General features: G+C 37.0%; 17 protein-coding genes. 1 reads left to right on the top strand and 16 read right to left on the bottom strand.

Translation table 11 applies throughout. The annotated features are described in order from the left end of the window. Positions 1 to 51 precede the first annotated feature (51 nt). The 10 genes from VBD025_RS09585 to citZ all read right to left on the bottom strand — a co-directional run bounded on the left by VBD025_RS09585 (position 52) and on the right by citZ (position 12663). Positions 52 to 1083, bottom strand: a complete 1032-nt coding sequence (locus VBD025_RS09585) for a glyceraldehyde-3-phosphate dehydrogenase (protein WP_430784858.1) — start codon at positions 1081 to 1083, stop codon at positions 52 to 54. Positions 1084 to 1212: 129 nt separating this feature from the next. Beyond that, complete coding sequence (coaE, locus tag VBD025_RS09580; protein ID WP_430784856.1) at positions 1213 to 1812, bottom strand: dephospho-CoA kinase; 600 nt, start codon at positions 1810 to 1812, stop codon at positions 1213 to 1215. Positions 1813 to 1831: 19 nt separating this feature from the next. After that, positions 1832 to 2656 carry a DNA-formamidopyrimidine glycosylase gene (mutM, locus tag VBD025_RS09575; protein ID WP_430784854.1) on the bottom strand — a complete coding sequence of 275 codons (825 nt, stop codon included), beginning with the start codon at positions 2654 to 2656 and terminating at the stop codon, positions 1832 to 1834. Between the two features lie 18 nt (positions 2657 to 2674). Further along, positions 2675 to 5311 carry a DNA polymerase I gene (polA, locus tag VBD025_RS09570; RefSeq protein ID WP_430784852.1) on the bottom strand — a complete coding sequence of 879 codons (2637 nt, stop codon included), beginning with the start codon at positions 5309 to 5311 and terminating at the stop codon, positions 2675 to 2677. Positions 5312 to 5457: 146 nt separating this feature from the next. Further along, entirely contained in the window at positions 5458 to 6831 is a 1374-nt protein-coding gene (gene pnpS / locus VBD025_RS09565) for a two-component system histidine kinase PnpS (protein ID WP_430784850.1), read from the bottom strand. Next, positions 6831 to 7523: a response regulator transcription factor gene (locus VBD025_RS09560; RefSeq protein WP_430784848.1), complete on the bottom strand. Its 693-nt coding sequence runs from the start codon at positions 7521 to 7523 to the stop codon at positions 6831 to 6833. Before VBD025_RS09560 ends, pnpS begins: the two co-directional genes overlap by 1 nt. A gap of 911 nt (positions 7524 to 8434) precedes the next feature. Then, positions 8435 to 8911 (bottom strand): enoyl-CoA hydratase, encoded by a 477-nt coding sequence (locus tag VBD025_RS09555; RefSeq protein WP_430784846.1) that lies wholly within the window; start codon positions 8909 to 8911, stop codon positions 8435 to 8437. A 111-nt stretch (positions 8912 to 9022) separates the two neighbouring features. Further along, positions 9023 to 9961 (bottom strand): malate dehydrogenase, encoded by a 939-nt coding sequence (gene mdh / locus VBD025_RS09550; protein ID WP_430784844.1) that lies wholly within the window; start codon positions 9959 to 9961, stop codon positions 9023 to 9025. Positions 9962 to 10038: 77 nt separating this feature from the next. Continuing rightward, entirely contained in the window at positions 10039 to 11310 is a 1272-nt protein-coding gene (gene icd / locus VBD025_RS09545) for an NADP-dependent isocitrate dehydrogenase (protein ID WP_430784842.1), read from the bottom strand. Positions 11311 to 11544: 234 nt separating this feature from the next. Further along, the gene (citZ, locus tag VBD025_RS09540; RefSeq protein WP_430784840.1) at positions 11545 to 12663 is read right to left on the bottom strand and encodes a citrate synthase; all 1119 of its coding nucleotides are present in this window, start codon (positions 12661 to 12663) and stop codon (positions 11545 to 11547) included. 394 nt (positions 12664 to 13057) lie between these two features. On the opposite strand from citZ, the gene ytvI reads away from it, so the two are divergent. After that, complete coding sequence (gene ytvI / locus VBD025_RS09535; protein ID WP_430784838.1) at positions 13058 to 14167, top strand: sporulation integral membrane protein YtvI; 1110 nt, start codon at positions 13058 to 13060, stop codon at positions 14165 to 14167. A 2-nt stretch (positions 14168 to 14169) separates the two neighbouring features. On the opposite strand, the gene VBD025_RS09530 is transcribed toward ytvI, so the two are convergent. From VBD025_RS09530 to VBD025_RS09505, 6 genes are all read right to left on the bottom strand, one after another. Next, positions 14170 to 14556 (bottom strand): FxsA family protein, encoded by a 387-nt coding sequence (locus tag VBD025_RS09530; RefSeq protein ID WP_430784836.1) that lies wholly within the window; start codon positions 14554 to 14556, stop codon positions 14170 to 14172. Between the two features lie 131 nt (positions 14557 to 14687). Further along, positions 14688 to 16448, bottom strand: coding sequence for a pyruvate kinase (gene pyk / locus VBD025_RS09525; RefSeq protein ID WP_430784834.1), 1761 nt, complete (start codon positions 16446 to 16448; stop codon positions 14688 to 14690). A gap of 31 nt (positions 16449 to 16479) precedes the next feature. Then, on the bottom strand, positions 16480 to 17439 hold the full coding sequence (gene pfkA, locus VBD025_RS09520; protein WP_430791344.1) for a 6-phosphofructokinase: 960 nt from the start codon (positions 17437 to 17439) through the stop codon (positions 16480 to 16482). Positions 17440 to 17669: 230 nt separating this feature from the next. Beyond that, on the bottom strand, positions 17670 to 18635 hold the full coding sequence (accA, locus tag VBD025_RS09515; protein WP_430784832.1) for an acetyl-CoA carboxylase carboxyl transferase subunit alpha: 966 nt from the start codon (positions 18633 to 18635) through the stop codon (positions 17670 to 17672). Further along, positions 18632 to 19492: an acetyl-CoA carboxylase, carboxyltransferase subunit beta gene (gene accD / locus VBD025_RS09510; RefSeq protein WP_430784830.1), complete on the bottom strand. Its 861-nt coding sequence runs from the start codon at positions 19490 to 19492 to the stop codon at positions 18632 to 18634. The genes accA and accD overlap by 4 nt, the downstream gene beginning before the upstream one ends. Before the next feature lie 173 nt (positions 19493 to 19665). Then, positions 19666 to 20289 (bottom strand): FadR/GntR family transcriptional regulator, encoded by a 624-nt coding sequence (locus VBD025_RS09505; RefSeq protein ID WP_430784828.1) that lies wholly within the window; start codon positions 20287 to 20289, stop codon positions 19666 to 19668. Between the last annotated feature and the right edge of the window lie 2 nt (positions 20290 to 20291).

The following is a 20291-nucleotide window of genomic DNA, read 5'->3' as shown; positions in this document are numbered from 1 at the left end:
CTAAAAAAAGATTTAACCTTGAAAGGATTGCACGCTTTCAAGGTTAAATTTTCAGGAGATTTGAGCTTGTTCCTGATTTAGATAGCTACCAACATATTTGGCTAAATCCAACACCCGCTTTGAATATCCCCATTCATTGTCATACCAGGCTAACACCTTGATTTTATTATCTTCCATCACCATGGTTGATAACCCATCGACAATGGCAGAATACTCAGTAGTAGTATAATCAATCGAAACTAATGGTTCTGTACTGTATTTTACGATACCATTTAATTCCTTTGCCGCAGCCTGCTGGAATGCATTATTTACATCCTCGACTGTAACTGATTTTTCGACATCGACAACTAAATCCACAAGCGAAACATTTGGAGTTGGAACGCGTAAAGACATTCCGTGAAGCTTTCCGTTAAGATGCGGTAAAACTAAACCTAAAGCTTTTGCTGCACCAGTAGAAGTAGGAATAATAGATTGTGTGCAGCCTCTTGCCCGACGTAAATCTTTATGTGGATTATCTAAATTCTGCTGATCATTAGTAAAGGCATGTACCGTTGTCATTAGACCATTAATTACTTTAAAATTATCATCGAGTACCTTTACTACTGGTGCTAAACAGTTTGTTGTGCATGAAGCATTTGAAAGTACATCCTCAACTTCAGGATTATACGTTTCCTGATTTACTCCCATTACGATTGTATTATCAGCATTTTTTCCTGGTGCTGTTATCACAACTTTTTTAGCGCCTGCTTCTAAGTGCAAAGCAGCGTCATCCCTGCTGTTAAATTTGCCTGTAGCTTCAATCGCTATATCTATTTCAAGATCTTTCCAAGGCAGGTTCTCAGGTTCGCGTGAATTAACAAGTAAAACTGTCTTACCATCTATTTCAAGACTTTTATGAAGCGCTTTCACTTCAGCATTAAAAATTCCATGTACGCTGTCATATTTAATTAAATGTGCAAGAGTTTCTGGAGGATAGCGTGCATTAATAGCTACTACTTCTAATTGGTCGTCTTTGATTGCCTGACGAAATACCATCCGTCCAATTCGACCAAATCCATTTATTGCAATCCGAGTTTTATTCATGATAAGTCCCCCTAATATAGGCTATACTTTTTAACTTTTAATAATAATTAGTATAACACATTATATTTAAAATGTGCTTAATAAAATTAAAAGGGTATAGATGTTTTTAGTATCTATACCCCATCTGTCTTATTTTATTTGCCACTCTTTTAATATTTCTTCTAACTGATAAGACGTTTGTTCAATTGTACCATTATTATCAATTACTTTATCGGCCATATGCGCTTTCTCATCCATTGAAATTTGTGAATTTATTCTGGATCTCGCTTCATCTTCTGAAGACTTATCCCTGTTCATCAGTCGGTTGAGCTGTGTTGCTTGATCCACAAATACTACAACTGTTTTATCGACAAAATGGGTCAGCTTACTTTCAAATAATAACGGGATATCTAAGACTACACATTTCGCACCGCTTGTTACAAAAGCATCTCTCTGAGCCAGCATTTCTTTTCTGACCGCTGGATGAACAATAGAATTTAACGTTGACCGTTTTGCTTTATCGTTAAAAATATAAGAACCTAATTTTTTACGGTCTATCGTCTTATCATCAAATAAAATTTCTTCGCCAAATGCATCGACAATTTCCGTGTATGCTTTCTCACCTGGACATACAACCTCTCTCGCGATTTGATCGGCATCAACAACCGGAATTTCAAATTCACGAAACATGGAGGATACCGTACTTTTACCACTGGCGATACTTCCGGTTAATCCAATAATCAATGCCATGTTCCTGCTCCTTTTAAACCTATTTTTGACAAGTCATGCATACATGCGTACCACGACCACCAATTTTCATTTTAACTATTGGCTTACCACAATTTACGCATGGATTATTTTCCTTCCCATATACATGCAATGTCTGCTGGAACATCCCCATTTCACCACTGCTGTTAACATAAGATCTGATAGTTGTTCCACCAAGCTCAATAGCATGCTGCAGAATAATTTTTGCCGCTTCCTGGATAGATTTCACTTCTTTTTTTGTAAGTTTATTCGCTTTTTTTAATGGATTGACTTTAGCTTGAAATAACGTTTCGTCGACATAAATATTTCCAAGTCCTGCTACAATAGTCTGATCCAATAAGGCAGATTTAATGACGCGATCTGTTTTATGAAGCTTGTGATAAAAATAATCGAATGTAAATGCCTTATCAAAAGGATCCGGACCCAATAAACTTAACGGCTTTTGAGATAGTTCGGAGCCTTTATTTACAATGTGCATCGTTCCGAATTTACGAACATCATTATAACGAAGCTCAAATCCATCCGTGAATGTGAAAATAACGTGAGTATGCTTTTTCACTTCCTCTTCACTTGAGTGAACACTATACTTCCCTTCCATACGAAGATGAGAGATTAATGTATAGTCATCCAATTCAAACAAAATAAACTTGCCCTTACGGTGAATATCCAAAATACTTTGTTGCTGCAATATAAGTTTGAATTCCTCCGCATCATCTGGAAGTTTAATAATATTCGGCCAAAACACGTCAACTTCTTTTATTGTTTTATGTTGTACAAGTCGTTTTAACGTTTGCTTTACTGTTTCTACTTCTGGTAATTCAGGCATATAAATTTCTCCTCAATATTACTTTGCATCAAACCAGCTGTCGCCAAATTCATAATCAACTTTCAGTGGAACACTCAACGGAACTGTTTTTTCCATTACTTCTGGAACAATTTCTTTTAATTTTTCCAGCTCTTCTTTTGGAGCTTCCAGAATTAATTCATCGTGTACTTGTAATAAAATTCGTGCCTGCAGTTTCTCTTCTTTTAATTTCTCATATAAATCAATCATAGCTTTTTTAATAATATCTGCCGCGCTACCTTGTATTGGGGTATTCATTGCCGTACGTTCTGCAAAACTGCGAAGATTAAAGTTTCTGCTTGTAATATCCGGTAAATATCTTCTTCTGTTCATAAGAGTTGAAACAAATCCATTTCGTTTGGCATCCTGGATACTGGAATCCATATATGTTTTCACGCCAGGATAACTAGCCAGGTACCTTTCGATAAACGTTTTTGCTTCCTTACGTGAAATTCCAAGACTTTGTGATAATCCGTAATCACTGATTCCATAAACAATACCAAAGTTAACAGCTTTCGCCTGTCTTCTCATATTAGAGGTAACTTCATCAGCTTCTACATGAAAAACATCCATGGCAGTCTGTGTATGAATGTCTAAATCATTTCGGAATGCCTCAATTAACTTTTCATCTTCCGCTATATGAGCGAGCACCCTTAACTCGATTTGGGAGTAATCGGCGGCAAACATAATCCAGTCTTTCTGGGAAGGAATGAAAGCTTGTCTTATCTTTCGGCCTTCTTCTAAACGGATTGGTATATTTTGCAGATTTGGATCCACTGAACTTAATCTCCCCGTTTGAGCAAGTGCCTGGTTATAGCGTGTATGAATTTTATTTGTTTCTTTATTAACTACTTTCAACAATCCTTCGATATAGGTTGACTGAAGTTTACCAAGCTGACGATACAACAGCAATTTCGGAATTATCTCATGTTCACCCTGCAGCTGTTCCAGTACATCGGCGGCAGTAGAATAACCCGTTTTTGTTTTCTTAATAACTGGGAGCTTTAGTTTCTCAAATAGTATTGGCCCAAGCTGCTTTGGAGAGTTCAAATTGAATTTCTCTCCTGCAAGTTCATAAACGCTCGTCTCTATTTCATCTAATCGTTCTTGTAATTCCACCCGCATTTTTTCCAAGCGATCCGAATCAACCTTTATACCGGTATGTTCCACATCTCCAAGAATCAATGCTAACGGCATTTCAAGCTCTTTATATAGTTCAAATAGTTCGTTGTTTTTTAACTGTTCTTCCATTTCAGGCTGAAGATCGTATAGTACCCGTGCTTTTCGTGCAACATGCTCTCCTAATTTAGCTTGATCAGGAATTTTCATCTTAGCACCTTTTCCAAATACTTCCTCATCAAATAGAACATTTTTCTTTCCTAGGCGATGGCTAATCGCAGGAATGTCATGATGGTTCTCAGAAGGGTTTAATAAATACGAAGCGAGAAGCATGTCAAACGTTATTCCCTTCATATTCATCTGTTGGTTAAGTAGGGCCACTAATGAACCTTTCCCATCAAAAAGATACTTTTCTTTGGACTGATCGCATGCCCACTTCCTAAAATCTTCAGACGCGAACGCTACATCAGTAGGAATAAAATAAGCATGTTTCTCATTTGCAATACCAAAACCTTCAATTGTTGCCTGATGGTAATTATCTGTAAGCATTTCAACCACCAATGCTTCTTTACCAGTAAATAAATCAGTTGTTACGTTATCAATTATTTCAAACTGTATATCCTGAATCTCCGGAGCAGGTTCTGTTTCATCCTCTTGACCATCCAGTCTGCCTAATAATGATTGAAATCCCAAGTCTTTAAAAACAGCACTTACTTTATCAGACTGATAACCTTCGTAGGAGAGATTATTTAACCCTATTTCAATCGGGGAATCCAAATTAATGGTGACCAAATCTCTGCTCATATAAGCGTCATCTTTATAGGTTGTAAGATTTTCTTTTAATTTTTTCCCACTTACTTTTTCAAGATTTTCATACACGCCATCCAGTGTTCCGTATTCCTTTAATAACTTAGTTGCAGTCTTCTGACCTACTCCGGGAACGCCTGGAATATTATCCGAACTATCGCCCATCAAAGACTTCAGCTCGATTACCTGCTCGGGACTAATTTCCATTTTCTCTTCCAGGAATTTAGGTGTGTAGGCTTCTACTTCACTTATACCTTTTTTCGTTAAGTTTACTGTGACCTTATCGGATACAAGCTGAAGTAAATCCTTATCTCCTGAAATTACTTTAACATCCCATTCTTCGTCTCTTCCACGCTTTGCTAGTGTACCAATAATATCATCAGCTTCGTACTGATCTAACTGATAGTGTGGTATGTCAAACGAATTCAGAAGTTCCTTAAGCAAAGGAAACTGCTCAGATAATTCTGATGGTGTTTTCTGTCGGCCACCTTTGTATTCTTTATACGTTTTATGGCGAAAAGTAGTTTTACCAGCATCAAACGCAACAAGCATATGTGTAGGCTTCTCTTCTTCTAAAATTCGAAGTAGCATCGTCGTGAAACCATAAACTGCATTCGTATAAACCCCTTTATCGTTATTTAGCAATGGCAAGGCAAAAAAAGCTCTGTATATAATACTGTTTCCATCAATTAAAACTAATTTTTGTGACATGGTTACGCCTTCCTTTCAACAAGTATGTACATTCACTTTATTTTTATAATATGTATAGGTACAGTATAAAGCAAAAGTAGTCTAACAAACAATTTAGATGCAAAAACTGATCGAAATCATAAGAAAAATGATATCGACCAGTTAATTTATTCGCTATGCAAAGGTAGATATACGTGAAAAGTAGAACCAGCATTTAGCTCACTTTCCACATCAATTTTACCATTATGAACGTCAACAATATGTTTCACTATAGCAAGTCCAAGACCAGTTCCACCTGTATTCCTGCTCCTTGCCTTATCAACACGATAGAATCGCTCAAACAGTCGTGGAATTGATTCCTTAGCAATACCTATTCCTGTATCTTCTACAGAAATATGTACTTTATCTTCATCGGATTCGACCGTTAAGGTAATATCACCATCCTCATGTGTATAACTAATTGCATTAGCCAGAAGGTTAAACAAGATTTGTTTTGTTTGATCACGGTCTGCTTTAATCTCTAAACCTTCTTCCATAACTACTGAAAGGTTCAGGTTTTTTGTGTGAAGCTGCTGCTCGATAACTGTTATAACCTCGTTTACTGCGTTACTTAAATTAAACGTAGTAACTTTTAATTGAAAATCGTCACGCTCTAACCTCGATAAAGTAAGAAGGTCCTGAATCAGTACTTGCAGTCGATCACTTTCATTGTAAATAATACCAAGAAATTCATCTAGAACTTTCGGATCACTTTTCTCGTTCTCAAGAAGTGTTTCTGCAAACCCCTTTATCGACGTAACTGGAGTTTTTAATTCATGGGATACGTTTGCAACGAAATCTTTACGCATTAGTTCTAGTTTCTTTAATTCTGTAATGTCATAAAAAACCAGCACAGCTCCTTTTAATATATTCTTTTCATTAAATATTGGAGCACCGTTTATCTGTATATATTTTTTATCGAAATCTATTGTTTGGGTAAACGATTTTTTAACATTTTCTTCATAAAGAAATGTTTGCTTTACCAGATCATGAATTTTTTCATTTGTAAGCACATCATAATAAAGATAACCTTTGTAATCTTTCGGTGTATTACCAAACATCGAAATGAATTTTCGGTTTACTAAATGTATATAGCCCTTTTCATCAATTAAAATAAGGCCACTTTCGGTATTATCAATAACGGTTGTTAATTGCTTTTCATGCATATCCTCCTGGATTGCCAACTCGCTAAGATTCCTTGCAAGTATATTAATTTTATTATTTAATTCAGCTACACTTCCACTGGAACTATGATGAATCCGTGCCCGATAATTCCCCTTAACAAGCTCATCTACCGTTCTGGTTGCTTTTCGAATTGGCTTCATATATTTTTCGAATATTTGAAGCAGTATAAGAACAATTACTATAAACTCAACAAACAAAACAGAAAATAAAATAAAATATTCCGATGTTAACTGACTAATTATCACTCCTGTTAGTATTAATACCACTAGTATACCTACAACATAAGTGAATAAAGGCTTTGTAAAAACATAACGCATTATTTTGGCTCCTCCATTTTGTATCCTAAACCACGGACAGTTTTAATATAAGCTGGATGTTTAGAATCAGGTTCAATTTTTTCACGCAAGTGGCTAATATGTACATCAACAATCCGTGTGTCGCCTGCAAAATCATAATTCCACACAGCGCTTAACAGCTGATCTCTTGATAAGACATTACCAAGATGTTCTGATAAATACTGCAGTAACTCAAATTCTTTTCGAGTAAACGATATTGTCTTTTCGTTCATTTCAGCCTCATACCGCTCAGGATAAATAATTAAATCACCAATTACTAAGGAAGATTTAGCTGGCTTACGCGATTCACCTGTACGTCTGATGATAGCCCTTGTTCTAGCTACTACCTCTTTAGGACTAAATGGTTTCGTTAAATAGTCGTCTGCGCCCAGTTCAAGTCCTAAAATTTTATCAACCTCATCATCCTTGGCTGTAAGCATTAATATCGGTATATCAATTCGGTTTTCCCGAAGATATCTGCAAACATCCAATCCGCTCATTTCTGGAAGCATTAGATCTAATATTATTAAATCAAAATGACTGGATCTCACTTTTTTAATAGCTTCAAGTCCATCATGTGCAGCTTCTGTTTCATATCCTGCCTGTTCCATATTATAGGTAAGTAATGTAACAATTGAAACCTCATCATCCACTATAAGAACTTTTTGTTTCAAAATTATCCCTCGTTTCTTATTTAACTCTCCTACCTATATAGTACATGGAACTTTAATGAAAAGGAACATCAAGAATTGTAAAAATATATTTACAAAAAAACTAACCTCATAAAACCCTTTATTGTCTTTTATTATTTGGGGCAAGTGGTTGATTTATACCCCTCAAAAAATCTCAACTGATTATTGTTATTTATTCGCACCTAATTCCACAAAACAGACTCGTAGAGCAAGGTCACTCTTTTAATTAACTAAAAAACTATCACGTTTTATGTGATAGTCTCAATTGTGACTCAACTTTCGTACATAGATAATTATAATGAAAGCAATAAACTGCAGTATTTGCAGTTCTTGAAATATGGTACTCGACACTAATTAGAAAATATGTGTCTCCCAAAGCATATTGCGAGTTAGTTGTTCGCATTTGATGGAAACTGTGAAATAACATACCATTTTGGGGATGCCGCGATATGACAGCAACGAGATTTCCGCTGATGGCAGTCGCGCACCTTAGGGCGGCTGGTGAGCCTCCTCGTGCTTTGCACTCCGGGGTCTTACCGATGCCTTCCCCCCCCGCAGGAGTGACTGCCATCCGCTCCAATCTCTAGACAAAATATGAATTTCGCAGATTTATTAACTGCCTCCATGATAGCACGGCTATGCTATTTCTACATGCACTAGTTAAAAAAACAAAGACGTAAAAAGCATCACGAGTCCTGCATCGTTCCGGGCGGTGACTCCCGCGGGAGCATCCGCCTGCAGCGATCCTGGACGGCGGCTTTAGAACATTTCTTGGTAATAAATATACATCGCAGTATAGAGATGTTACGTCAACTACAACAATGGATTGTGGGTTTATTTAACTATTTCAGGGAGCTCCTTTTTATTTCAGTCTAAAAAGATTTTTTCAGGGATTAAAAGAAATTTTCTAATGAGCTCGCTGTAATAGAGTTAGGTTTGTAAGCAGGGCATACCTTTAAGCTTCCTGTTAAAACTGAACCACCATCTACATTATAGCCATCAACAGACAATTGAATATGATGAGTATCAAGATCAATAGCTGTTATCTCTACCGTAAAGGTTACTTCAGAACTATGAAAAGCTGGTGTAGGATACGTTATTTCCTGAGAAATAATATGACTACCGGGTCCTGGTAAATGCATGGAAACAATTGAAGATACCATACCAAAAAGCATTACTGATGGTACAATAGGTTGTTTATATGGTGTTTGTGAAGCATAGTCATGCTGAATATATAAAGGATTTGCGTCATTCGTTAAGCCTAAGTATAATAACAAATCTTTATCTTCAATACTATGTACTGCTGTATAAGAATCACCAATTTTTAATTCATTAATTTTTTTACCGAGTTTTCTTTTTTTACCAAGCACTATTTCCACCTCCGAATATGTAAGCGTTTACTATTATATCAAATAACAGTCCGTTACGCTATGAAATTAAAAAAATCCCCTCACTTTAACGCGAGGGGGAAGATATTTTAATTATTGTAATACATCTAATACATTTTTAACCGAGTCTGCCGATTTATCTAATGCAGCTTTCTCTTCGTCTGTTAAATCCAATTCAATGATATCTTCTATACCGTTCCCGCCAATAACAGTAGGAACGCCAAGATAGATATCTGAATAGCCATACTCACCCTCCAGGTAAGCAATCGCTGGAATTACGCGACGCTGATCCTTAAGGATTGCTTCAGCCATAACTGTTAATGAAGCAGCTGGAGCATAATAGGCACTACCATTACCTAGTAATCCTACTATCTCTCCTCCGCCTTTACGTGTACGTTCTACAATGGCGTCTAAGCGTTCTTTAGAAATGAGTTTCTCTAATGGAATACCACCAGCGTAAGAGTAACGAATTAATGGAACCATATCATCACCATGTCCACCAAGAACAAATCCAGTAATGTCTTTTACAGAAATGTTTAATTCCTGTGCAATGAATGTACGGAATCGTCCAGTATCCAGTACGCCTGACTGTCCAATAACACGCTCTTTAGGGAATCCGGATTCTTTAAATGCAGTATATGTCATCGCATCTACTGGGTTTGATAATACAACGATAATAGATTCAGGCGCATACGTAGCAATTTCACTTGCAACAGATTTCATGATTTTAGCGTTTGTATTAACTAAGTCATCACGACTCATCCCTGGTTTACGGGCAATTCCGGCTGTAATGATAACTAAGTCAGAGTCTTTAGTTTCTGCGTAGTCGGATGTACCAGTAATCTTTGCATCAAAACCTTGGATTGGACTGGCTTCAAGCATATCTAATGCCTTACCTTTAGTAGGGTCTTCCATATTTGGAATATCTACTAATACGACATCTCCAAGTTCTTTTTGAGCAACCATTAAAGCCGTAGTAGCTCCTGTAAAGCCAGAACCAATTACTGAAATCTTTTTCCGTGTAATACCCATGTAAATCCCCTTTCTTACTGTATAAGAGCAACTAAGGCTATCGCTAATACGAAGCGATAAGCCTAGTTTACTTACATTTAGTCCATGTTTTTAATTAATTCTTGACCAAACTCAGAACATTTAACTTCAGTTGCACCGTCCATTAAACGTGCGAAGTCATATGTTACTACTTTTGAAGCAATCGTTTTGTCCATTGCTTTTGAAATTAAGTCTGCCGCTTCTCTCCACTCCAAATGTTCAAGCATAAGAACAGCTGAAAGAATTACAGATGAAGGGTTGACCTTATCAAGTCCAGCATACTTAGGAGCAGTACCATGAGTTGCTTCAAATATAGCATGGCCAGTAATAAAGTTAATGTTAGCTCCTGGTGCAATACCAATTCCGCCTACCTGAGCTGCAAGTGCGTCAGAAACATAGTCTCCATTTAAATTCATTGTTGCAACAACATCAAACTCTTTAGGACGCGTTAAAATCTGTTGTAGGAAAATATCTGCAATAGAATCCTTCACAAGAATTTTACCAGCATTAACTGCTTCGTCCTGTGCTTTATTTGCTGCGTCTTTTCCTTCTTTTTCTACAATACGGTCATATTCAGCCCATGTGAATACTTTGTCGCCAAACTCTTGCTCAGCAACTTCATATCCCCAAGCTTTAAAAGCACCTTCTGTAAATTTCATGATATTACCTTTGTGCACTAATGTAACGCTCTTGCGTCCTTCGTTAATTGCATACTCGATACTTGAACGTACAAGACGTTTCGTTCCTTCTTCAGAAACCGGCTTAACACCGATACCAGAAGTTTCAGGGAAACGAATATTCTTAACTCCCATTTCATTTTCCAGGAATTCAATAACTTTTTTAACTTCTGGTGATCCTTTTTGCCATTCGATACCAGCATAAATATCTTCCGTATTCTCACGGAAAATTACCATATCCACATCTTCAGGACGTTTTACCGGTGAAGGAACGCCTTCAAAGTAACGAACTGGGCGTAAACATGTAAACAAGTCTAATTCCTGACGAAGTGCTACGTTTAAAGAACGAATACCGCCACCGATTGGTGTAGTAAGTGGTCCTTTAATTGCAATTTTATAGTCACGAATTACATCAAGCGTTTCAGCAGGCAGCCATTCGCCTGTTTTATCAAATGCTTTTTGACCAGCATATACTTCTTTCCATTCAATTCCTTTGGTGCCGTTGTAAGCTTTATCTACTGCAGCTTCAATAACTTTACTAGCTGCCGCCCAGATATCAGGACCAATTCCGTCCCCTTCTATAAATGGGATAATTGGACGATCCGGAACGTTCATTTGTCCATTGTCTACTGTAATTTTTTCTCCTTGTACCATAAAAAAATACCTCCTAGTCATTTTCAAACCTGATTATTTTATCATATTATTAGAAAACTAGGCTTATCGCCAAGCCTTAATGGCGAAAGCCTTAGTTGCACTTATGCAGTAAGAAAGGATTTATACTTTCTTAACTGCTTAGAAATACGTAAGCACCCTACTTAGCTTAACACAGGGAAAGCCGGTTATTAACCGGCTGCCACTACTATGATTGTCTAAGTTTGCAAGTTCGGGTTATCCTCTATTCTCCATTGCTATATAATCTTGGGTTTTTGGCCCAACATATTCAGCACGCGGACGAATCAGACGGTTATTCGAATATTGTTCTAAGATATGTGCTAACCAACCTGAAACACGACTAACCGCAAATAATGGAGTGAACAGATCATGATCAATTCCTAAACTGTGATAAACAGAAGCAGAATAAAAATCAACGTTAGCCGGTAATCCTTTTTCTTCTTTTATATAATCTTCAATTTTAACTGACATGTTATACCATTTTGATTGTCCAGTAATTTTAGTAAGTTCATTAGACATATGCTTTAAATGTTTAGCACGTGGATCGCCATTCTTGTAAACGCGATGTCCCATGCCCATGATTTTTTCTTTTTGCTCAATTTTCTCTTTAATGTAAGGAATTGCGTTATCTTCTTCCCCAATTTCAGTTAGCATTTTCATTACACGTTCATTAGCTCCACCGTGTAAAGGTCCTTTTAAAGCACCAATTGCAGCAGTTACACCAGAATAAATATCTGATAATGTAGCTACACATACACGTGCTGTAAAGGTTGATGCGTTTAATTCATGATCTGCATGAAGTACTAGCGCTTTATTTACCGCTTCAACCTCAATGCTTTCTCCCTCTTTACCATTTAGCATGTAAAGGAAGTTAGCTGCATATCCAAGTTCCTTTTTCGGTTTAACAGGATCCTTGCCTTGACGAATACGAGCAAATGAAGTTACGATAGTAGAAATTTTCGCCTGTAAGCGAATCGCTTTGCGTTTATTTGCATCTTCTTCCATTACATCTGCTTCCTCATCGTAAAGTCCTAGTATCGAGATCGCAGAGCGCAATGCAGCCATTGGGTGTACTGTTGATAAGTCATAAGAACGTAAATGATCGATAACTGCATCCGGAAGTTCCATCTCTGATGCAAGTTCTTTTTTAAATGTATCTAGTTCAGATTTTGTAGGCAACTTAAGATTCCATAGTAAATAGACTACTTCCTCAAAGCTCGAATTCTCGGCTAAATCATCAATACGGTAACCAACATATGTAAGTTGATCATCTATAATTGAACTAATTGACGATTGAGTTGCTACAACCCCTTCAAGTCCTTTAGTTGTTGTCATAACATCCCTCTCCTTTTTCTATAATTTTACACATTAAATTAGGATACATTAATGATTTAATGACTGATTTTGACAATATATTTACAATGACATTGTCATCCCATGGACAATTATAAAGTATAATCATAGCAATGTGAATTGAAACCGATTAATTTCACCAATATTTTTAGAAAAACTTGTTATTTTCCAGATGTTTTAATGGAAAATGACGTAGTTTTTCTTATACTGAACACCATCAAACCTTAATAAAGTTTTCAGTGATAGAAAAACTTGTTATTTTCCAATCACTAATAGTGAGGTATTTCTGTAAAAATAGATGTCTATTTTCCTCTCTGAACTCATATGTAAATTAAGACAAGCTTTTTTCAGGTGAGCAAAATTTGAGGTGACATACATGTATCAGCAATATATTGATCGTGTACTTCGGTTTATATTTGTGATCGTCGTTATCTTTTCAGGATATTTCATAGCTAAGTTCAGTTTTATTTATTTTTATCCCTTTATTATTGCAATTATTTTTTCTATTATTCTTAACCCATCCGTTACTTTCCTAGAGGTGAGATTAAAGTTACCAAGAACAATTGCCACTTTTATTTCGCTTACACTATTTCTGTTTTTGGGTGTTATTTGTATTGTAATAATAATAAATGAGCTTATCCAGGGCACTTCTTTTTTAGCAGCGCAAATACCCACTCACTTCCAAGATTTTATGGCACTTTGTAAAGCGTTTTTTCATTCGAGTGTACTTCCACTTTATGATAAGTTTACTACTTTTTTTAACACATTGGATTCCTCGCAGCAGCAAACAATAGAGAGTAATTTAGATAAACTTACAAATCAAATCACCACTACAGGAACAATATTCATCAAAGGTCTTTTGTTAAAAATTCCTGAAACACTGTCTTTGTTACCTAGTTCCCTAACCATTTTCACTGTAACGCTCATCGCTACTTTTTTAGTTACCAAAGATTGGACGAAATTAAAAATGGTAAGCGTTAAGGCTTTTCCAGTATTAAAAAAACCAACTGTTAACCATTTTTTAATTCTTATTAAGTCCTCAATGATCGGCTTTTTTAAAGCACAACTTATTTTGATCGTGCTTACTGCGGGCTGCATATATATTGGATTAACTTTACTCGATGTTAAGTATGCCCTTACTATTGCAATACTAGCGGCATTACTTGATTTATTACCATATATTGGAACGGGGATAATTTTTATACCATGGATCTTTTACTTATTTATAACGGCCGATTATACGCTGACAATTAAACTTTCCATTTTATATATGATCATCATTGTGGTCAGGCAAATAATTGAACCAAAACTGATTTCTTCCAGTATAGGTTTAACTCCATTGACGACACTATTCATCATGTTTGTCGCTTTAAATATATGGGGAGTGATAGGGTTATTTATTAGTCCCATCCTATTAATTTTTTGGAATGCATGTTATCAGACTAAAGTAGTTACTAAGCTTTACCTGTTTGTTAAAGGCAGCTAAATTTACTTCCGATATATTATCGTGCCTTTGTTAAGCTTGCTTCTAATAAATCCTTGTATCAGGTTTTTAAACGGCATTCTCGTTGCAGGAATGACTAACATGAAACCTACCGTATCGGTAATGAATCCTGGAGTGAACAAAAAGACAGCACCAACAAATATGCATATTCCGTCTATTATTTCTTCTGCAGGTATCTGACCGTCATTCATCGAAATCCTGGCACGATTCCAGGTTTCCATTCCCTGTTTCTTTGCAATCATAACACCTACGATACCTGTCAAAATTATAATAAATACCACCCACCACGGACCAACTATTCCACCAGCCCATATGAAAATACCTATTTCCAACGCAGGTATAATTAATAGAGCAAGTATTAACCAGCGCATTTGTCATCATCCTTTCTTTAGCAGGTAGGAAAATATACATACTTTCTTACTGCATAAGTACAACTTAGGCTTGGCGATAAGCTAAGTTTTCTAATGTAAAATAAAAATGAAGGGAATGCTCCCTTCATTTTTTATAGGACGCTTGTATGTCCTTTATATACAATACCCTTAGTAGCATCAATTGTAATATCATCGCCATCTTTTATTAAATCAAAAACGTTCTCTAAACCTACGATGACAGGGATACCCAAGCTTAATCCTACTACAGCAGCGTGAGATGTCAATCCACCCTCAGCAGTAATAATTCCGCCAGCTTTTTCTATTGCAGGCATCATATCACGGTCCGTGCCATATGTTACAAGTATGTCTTCTTCGGTCACTTTCGAAATAGCTTCTTCTGCAGTTCGGGCAACTACTGCTTTGCCGTAAGCGCTTCTTCGTCCAATTCCTTGCGCTTTAGCAATGACATCACCAATTACGTGTACTTTCATTAGATTCGTTGTCCCACTTTCTCCAACAGGTACTCCTGCTGTGATAATAACTCTGCTTCCTCGTTCAAATAACTTCGTTTTCAAACCTTCATCAACAGCAATGTCAAGCATCTCATCAGTTGAGTTTGCTTCTACACCTTTAGCCGTATAAACGCCCCATACTAATGATAACTGTCGGTTTACATGGTCTGAAAATGTAACAGCAACAATCGGTGATTTAGGACGGTACTTAGATATCATACGGGCAGTATAACCACTCTCAGTAGGTGTAATGATTGCACTTACACTAAGATTCATTGCGGTGTGTGTAACAGACTGACTAATCGCCTCAGTGATTGTCATGTCCACCGTTTTAGAAAGATTTGTCAATATCAGTTTATGATCAAGTGCAGTTTCTGCTTTTAAAGCTATATTGCTCATCGTTTGAACGGATTCAACTGGATAATGACCAGCAGCAGTTTCACCTGAAAGCATAATTGCGTCTGTGCCATCAAATATTGCATTTGCAACATCCGACGCTTCCGCTCTCGTAGGTCTAGGATTCCGTTGCATAGAATCAAGCATTTGTGTTGCTGTAATAACAGGCTTTCCTGCAACATTACATTTATGGATAAGCATTTTTTGGACTAGCGGTACATCTTCAGCCGGTATCTCAACACCAAGATCACCACGTGCGACCATTATTCCATCACTTACTTCCAGAATGGCATCAATGTTTTCTACACCTTCCTGATTTTCAATTTTAGGGATTATTTGAATATGTGTAGCATTATGTTTTTCAAGTAATGCTCTAATCTCAAAGACATCAGACGGACGGCGGACAAACGATGCTGCGATAAAGTCGACCCCTTCTTCAATGCCAAATTCGATATCCTTAGCATCTTTGTCGGTTATACCTGGTAATTTCACCTGTACATTAGGAACATTGACACCTTTTTTATTCTTAATTGTTCCACTGTTTGATGCTATCGTAACAATTTCCTGCTTGTCATGATTTATTTCTTTTACGATAAGCTCAATTAATCCGTCATCTAATAGTATCGAGGAACCTTCATGAAGGTCGTTTATTAATCCAGGGTACGTAATGGAGAACTTTTCCGCAGTACCTTCCACTTCATTCATGGAAACGATAACCGTATTTCCTTCTGTAATTTCATCTTCCCCATTTTTAAATGAACCAGTTCTGATTTCAGGTCCTTTGGTATCAAGAAGTATTGCAACTACTTCATTTAAATTCTCGGCAGCCTTTCTGATATTAATTATACGTTGTCTATGTTCCTCAAAGTCTCCGTGGGAGAAATTTAACCGTGCTACATTCATTCCAGATTTTATTAACTGTTCCAGTGTTTCTATTGATTCAGAAGCTGGTCCAATCGTACAAACAATTTTAGTTTTTCTCATTGATAGTTCCTCCTTGAATACTTATGCAAATTTATATTGACAGTTCGCTGGATAATTTGTACATATCCATATCGATTGTGTGTTTTTGGTCCAATATTTCTAATATATCATGGTCGACTAGCTCGTTTTTTTGAATTCCAACAACTCTTCCACCTTTACCTGCTATAAGAAGATCAACAGCTTTAGCTCCCAAACGACTTGCTAAAACCCGGTCTGATGCAGTTGGTGAACCTCCACGCTGGATATGTCCAAGGACCGTAACACGTGTTTCTAAATTAGTTGCATCCTGAATACGTTGACCATACGCAAAACCACTTCCAACACCCTCAGCCAAAATAATAATACTATGTTTCTTACCTCGATCATGTCCACGTTTTAACTTTTTGACTACTTCATCAAAATCATCTTTCTTTTCAGGAATCAAGATACTTTCTGCACCATCTGCTAGTCCTGCCCATAAGGCGAGATCACCCGCGTCACGTCCCATCACTTCAATTACATATGTTCGTTCATGAGAAGTTGCCGTGTCACGTATTTTGTCAATAGCTTCGATGATTGTATTAAGTGCAGTATCAAAACCAATAGTGAAATCCGTTCCTGGAATATCGTTATCAATCGTTCCAGGCACACCAATACATGGAAATCCGCTTTCCGTCAGTTTTTGCGCTCCACGAAAACTGCCATCTCCACCGATAACAATAAGTCCTTCAATTCCAAATTTTTTAAGTTGTTCTACTCCACGTTTTTGTCCTTCAGGTGTTTTAAATTCAAGACTTCTGGCGGAAAATAGAATCGTTCCACCACGTTGAATAATATCTCCAACAGAACCCAGTTCCATTTTTCTAATATTACCATCCATTAAACCCTGAAAGCCATTTTCAATCCCGTATATATCTACGCCATGGTAGATTGATTTCCGGACAACTGCCCGAATAGCAGCGTTCATCCCTGGTGCGTCACCACCGCTGGTCAATACAGCTATTTTCTTCATCATAACACCTCAATCACTTTTGAATTATACGTTTAATTAATTTTATCCGTTAGATTGTTACTGTTTATACTAGTACAAAGTCCTACATTTTACGAAGAAAAACAATTATGAGGCTGACTGAAGTCAACCTCATACAGAAAAAAGTTCAGTCAGAAAAACTTAAGCCAGACTGCTGCACAAAATTGATCTATTTCGCAGCAGTAACTTGACTTAAGGTGCAAAATTCCATCCTATTCTTCTTCAAGTTCTTTATAATCACCGATTTTCTTGTATTTGTCCCATCTGTTTTCAAGCAACCTATCTTTATCAATTTTGGTTAGCGTTGCTAAAGATTCTGCTAAAACTTCGTTAATATAAGCGGCCTGTTTTTTCACATCACGGTGAGCGCCGGCTTTTACTTCAGGAATTATTTTATCAATTACACCAAGTTCCTTTAGATCATAGGAAGTGATTTTCATTGTTTCTGCTGCCTTTTGAGCAAGTCCAGAATCTTTCCAAAGAAGAGCGGCAGCGCCTTCAGGAGAAATAACCGAGTACGTTGAATTCTCTAGCATATGAATGTGATCTCCAACCCCGAGCGCAAGCGCTCCGCCACTTCCACCTTCACCTATAACCACGCAGACTATAGGAACTGTTAGACCAGCCATCTCCATTAGATTACGAGCAATCGCTTCACTTTGTCCCCGTTCTTCTGCAGCTTTACCAGGAAACGCACCTTTCGTATCAATCAGACAAACAATTGGTCGATTAAACTTTTCAGCTTGTTTCATATGGCGCAGCGCTTTTCGATATCCTTCTGGATGAGGCATACCGAAGTTCCGATGAATATTTTCTTTTGTATCTTTCCCGCGTTGGTGCCCGATAACTGTTATTGGGCTGCCTTGATAATTTGCTATACCAGCTACAATTGCAGCATCATCACCGAATGCACGGTCTCCATGAAATTCAATGAAATCTGTAAATAATTCATCAATGTAGTCGAGTGTTGTTGGTCTTTCCGGATGTCGTGCCATCTGCACTCGGTTCCAAGGTTTTAAATTTGTATAGATGTCATCTTCTAATTTTTCGAGTCTTTTTTCAAGGGTATTAATTTCTTCCGATAAATCAATCTCACTGTCTTCTGTAAAGCTTTTCAATTCAACAATCTTATTTTTAAGATTAACGATTGGCTTCTCAAAGTCTAATACTTGATTCATTTTGAGTCCCCACCTTTCTTATGCATGATAAGTAATGTGGTCACTATTTTTTTCATATCCTGTCTGTGAATTACCTTATCCAGCTGACCATGTTCCAATAAGAATTCTGCAGTCTGAAAATCATCAGGTAATTTTTCCCGAATAGTTTGTTCAACAATTCGACGTCCCGCAAATCCAATCAATGCACCTGGCTCTGCAAAGTTATAGTCTCCAAGTGAAGCAAAACTTGCTGAGACACCTCCAGTAGTTGGATGTGTCATAATGGATAACAGAAGTCCGCCAGCATCACTAAATCGTTTAATAGCTACAGAAGTCTTAGTCATTTGCATTAAACTGAGCACACCTTCTTGCATTCTCGCTCCACCAGACGCTGTAAATATCATAATTGGAAGGGACTGCTTTCTAGCTTCTTCTACAGCCCGGGCAATTTTTTCACCAACAACAGAGCCCATGCTCCCCATACGAAATCTGGAATCCATCACACAGATAACAGTAGGTTCACCTTCTATTGTTCCTTTTCCTGTAACCACAGCTTCATTTAGTTTTGTTTTAATTCGATCTTTCTCTAACTTTTCTTCATAATCCGGAAACCCTAGTGGATTACTCGAAATTAAGTTTTTATCCCACTCTTGAAAGGAATCCTTATCAAACAAACTATCAATTCGCTCCCAGGCACTTAGTTGATGGTGATAATCACAATTTGGGCACACGTGCAGATTTTTAATCATTTCTTTACGATAATATATTTTGTGGCATCCCTGACACTTTTTCATTAAACCTTCTGGGACATCCATCTTCCCCTGTTCACTTGGAATGGATGCATATTTCTTTTTCTTGCCGAAAAAATCCTTAAGCAAGGTAATTCCTCCTTTTCAGAAACCAGGTAATACGAAAAAAAACTATTTAAGTTATAAGAGCGTTTTGTATATATGTATTATAACCGATTAACATATGCAAATTTTGTCACTTAGTAAGTTATCTGTAATAGGCATAATTTATCTAACCACGCTGATGGACAGCAAAAAGCGAATTACTGCCCCTGAGCGTGTAAGAATTTTTCAAAAAGTGCTTCGATGGCGTTGAAATTCTGTTTTTTATAATTAATTATTAGACCCTCATAAAACATACTATCATAATTTACATGATGCATTGTCACCGAGAAGTCTTCCATTAGTCCCCAGATTCTAGTCAATAATAGATTATCTGACTTGAGAAATAAAAATCGAAAAAACCGAGCATGCGTTTCTACCTGATCGTCTCTAACAATTTCTTCTAGACTGTCTATATCCTGTTGATTTATATATGGAAATGCTAACTTAGCAACTTCTTTTTCCATTATTAATTTCGCGGTCACTAAATCCTGTTTAGTTTTACTGCCCTGCAGGATAAATGATGCTAGTAATTCCACAGTTTGATAGGGCTTATATAAACTCAAGAATGTTCCCTGACCGCTGCGTGTTTCGACCAGTCCAAGTAACTCCATCGCTCTCAAGGCTTCTCTAATAGATGACCTGCCAGCCTGAAGACTTTCAGCGAGATCACGTTCAGAAGGTAGCTTATCCCCTGGCATTAAGTTATTTTCATCAATATACCTGCGAATTTCATTTAAAACTGCTTGGTACACTTTTTGTTTAGGTGACATGGACACAGCCATGA

The organism is Virgibacillus flavescens (assembly GCF_050574275.1).
GTDB lineage: Bacteria > Bacillota > Bacilli > Bacillales > Amphibacillaceae > Virgibacillus_F > Virgibacillus_F flavescens.
This window is presented reverse-complemented; position numbering and strand designations above follow the sequence as displayed.

Bases quoted from the DNA above. Each gene is read 5' to 3' on its own strand.
- VBD025_RS09585 (WP_430784858.1), bottom strand. From the start codon at position 1,083: ATGAATAAAACTCGGATTGCAATAAATGGATTTGGTCGAATTGGACGG.
- coaE (WP_430784856.1), bottom strand. From the start codon at position 1,812: ATGGCATTGATTATTGGATTAACCGGAAGTATCGCCAGTGGTAAAAGT.
- mutM (WP_430784854.1), bottom strand. From the start codon at position 2,656: ATGCCTGAATTACCAGAAGTAGAAACAGTAAAGCAAACGTTAAAACGA.
- polA (WP_430784852.1), bottom strand. From the start codon at position 5,311: ATGTCACAAAAATTAGTTTTAATTGATGGAAACAGTATTATATACAGA.
- pnpS (WP_430784850.1), bottom strand. From the start codon at position 6,831: ATGCGTTATGTTTTTACAAAGCCTTTATTCACTTATGTTGTAGGTATA.
- mdh (WP_430784844.1), bottom strand. From the start codon at position 9,961: ATGGGTATTACACGGAAAAAGATTTCAGTAATTGGTTCTGGCTTTACA.
- icd (WP_430784842.1), bottom strand. From the start codon at position 11,310: ATGGTACAAGGAGAAAAAATTACAGTAGACAATGGACAAATGAACGTT.
- citZ (WP_430784840.1), bottom strand. From the start codon at position 12,663: ATGACAACAACTAAAGGACTTGAAGGGGTTGTAGCAACTCAATCGTCA.
- ytvI (WP_430784838.1), top strand. From the start codon at position 13,058: ATGTATCAGCAATATATTGATCGTGTACTTCGGTTTATATTTGTGATC.
- VBD025_RS09530 (WP_430784836.1), bottom strand. From the start codon at position 14,556: ATGCGCTGGTTAATACTTGCTCTATTAATTATACCTGCGTTGGAAATA.
- pyk (WP_430784834.1), bottom strand. From the start codon at position 16,448: ATGAGAAAAACTAAAATTGTTTGTACGATTGGACCAGCTTCTGAATCA.
- pfkA (WP_430791344.1), bottom strand. From the start codon at position 17,439: ATGAAGAAAATAGCTGTATTGACCAGCGGTGGTGACGCACCAGGGATG.
- accA (WP_430784832.1), bottom strand. From the start codon at position 18,635: ATGAATCAAGTATTAGACTTTGAGAAGCCAATCGTTAATCTTAAAAAT.
- VBD025_RS09505 (WP_430784828.1), bottom strand. From the start codon at position 20,289: ATGGCTGTGTCCATGTCACCTAAACAAAAAGTGTACCAAGCAGTTTTA.